Source organism: Kitasatospora sp. NPDC004669, assembly GCF_040609455.1.
Classification (GTDB): Bacteria; Actinomycetota; Actinomycetes; order Streptomycetales; family Streptomycetaceae; genus Kitasatospora.
On record NZ_JBEXKB010000204.1, the window covers coordinates 1 to 2,015 of the forward strand.

1 protein-coding gene is annotated in these 2,015 nt (G+C 66.1%); it reads right to left on the bottom strand.

Going from position 1 to position 2,015, the window contains the following annotated elements; translation table 11 throughout:
- Positions 1 to 1,381, bottom strand: a 1,381-nt coding sequence (gene ltrA, locus ABZW30_RS46890; protein WP_355677477.1) for a group II intron reverse transcriptase/maturase, incomplete at its 3' end; no start/stop codon positions are given.
- Between the last annotated feature and the right edge of the window lie 634 nt (positions 1,382 to 2,015).

Sequence of the window (2,015 nt, forward strand, 5' to 3'; positions counted from 1 at the left end):
AGCGCGTGGTGCCTACCGAGATCGGGTTGAACAGTTCCCTGTTCTCGCTGGCCCACCAAGATCCGCGGCCGCCGTAGTGGCGACGGATCTGTTTCCAGGCTGTCTTGGGGTGTTTCCGCTGAACCCATCGCCAGACCGTGTGCCACATGTAGTGGCGCAGGTAGGAGAAGGTCGCGAAGGAGACCCCGGGCCGGAAATAGGCGCACCAGCCCCGCACCGCCGGATTGATCCGGAGGAGCAGGGCGTCGAGCGGCTGGTTCGTGCCGACCTCGCGGCATAGCGTCTTGACCTTGGCCATGATGGCCCGCAGGGCCTTCTTGGCCGGGTAGGTGTAGACGTAGTACCGGTTGGTGCCTGGCTTTCGGTGGCGCTGGATGCGCCAGCCGAGGAAGTCCAGGCCCTGCTCGATGTGGGTGATCAGGGTCTTCTCCTGCGACAGGCGAAGGCCCATCGTGGAGAGGACCACCGCGATCTGCTCGCGTAGCGCCTCGGCGTCTGCCTGGGTGCCGTGCACCATCAGGCACCAGTCGTCCGCGTACCGGACCAGCCGGAAGTTGGGCAGACTACGGCGTCGACGCCTCCGGCGCTCGTAGACATCAGATGCGGGCCCCCCGGGAGCCTGGGCGATGAACTCGTCCAGGACCGAGAGAGCCACGTTGCTGAGCAACGGCGAGAGGATCGAACCCTGCGGAGTGCCGGTGTCGTTGTCCCGCAGCAGGCCGTCCTCACCGAGGATGCCCGCCTTGAGGAACGCCTTCACCAGAGCCAGGACGCGCTTGTCCCCGACTCGTGCCCGCACCCGGTCCATCAGGGCCGTGTGCGAGATTTCGTCGAAGCAGGCTTTGATGTCGCCTTCCACGATCCACTCGTACTTCTTGGACGTGAGATGACGCACCTCGGCCACCGCGTCATGGGTCCGGCGGTTCGGGCGGAACCCGTAGGAGCACGGGAGGAAGTCCGCCTCGAAGATCGGCTCCAGCACCAGCTTCAGGGATGCCTGCACGACCCGGTCCGTGATCGTTGCGATCCCCAGGCGACGCAGCTTGCCGCCCGCCTTGGGAATCATCCGTTCCCGCACCGGCAGGGGACGAAAGCTACGGTCCTTGATCTGCGACCGCAGCGAGCCGAGGAACTCCTCGACTCCGACCCCCAGCGCGATGGACGACGCCGTGCGTCCGTCCACTCCGGCCGTGCGTGCACCCCTGTTGCCCCGCACCCGGTCCCAGGCCACCAGAAGGAAGCCGGGATCGGCAACGAGATTGAACAGGTCGTCGAACCTGCGATGAGGATCATCACGAGCCCAACGGTGCAGCTTGGTCTGGATATTCAGTACCCGCAGCTCCGACCCGAAGAGGGCGGACTCCAGTTCGTCGGTGTTCACCGGCGATGACCTCCTGACCTTCCAGTACTTCAGCCACTGACTTGCTGGCCCCCTTGGCCCTGCGACCGGCTTTCCCGGCCTCCATGACGGGTCGTTACTCCCGCGACTACTACGGGGCCTCCGCCCCACCCACGGCCATCAGTCGGCAACGGACCTGCCCACCACCGCACTGGCTGCCCAGCGGCTCGGGCGACCGCGGATGGTTCCCACGTTCACCACACAATCGATCGGTCAGGGAGGTGCCCAGCTCTACTCCGGCAGCATCGCCACGCCTACGCCGCAGGCCTTCAACGTGGCCTCCCCACCGGAACAGGAAATCCGGCTTCGGAGTTGACCCGCCCGTCCGAAGACGGTCGAGTCACGCGCTGCACACCGGCCCGTATCCACCAGGTTTGAGCCGGCTCACTGCTTACGGAGCTTCAACCACTGGTTCGCTCTCGCTACACCTTCTGACCTCGCTAGACGGACCCGCACCGTCCGGTAGTCCCGGCACGTCCCGCCGTTGTCGGGGCTGCTTGCCGCCCTCCCCGGCGTTCCCCGGATCAGGCTGCCCCCAGCTTCACCAGACCGCTGCGACGGTCCGGCGGAGAAGGTCTTTCACCTCCACTCGATCGTGTGGTACTTCGTGGCGCAC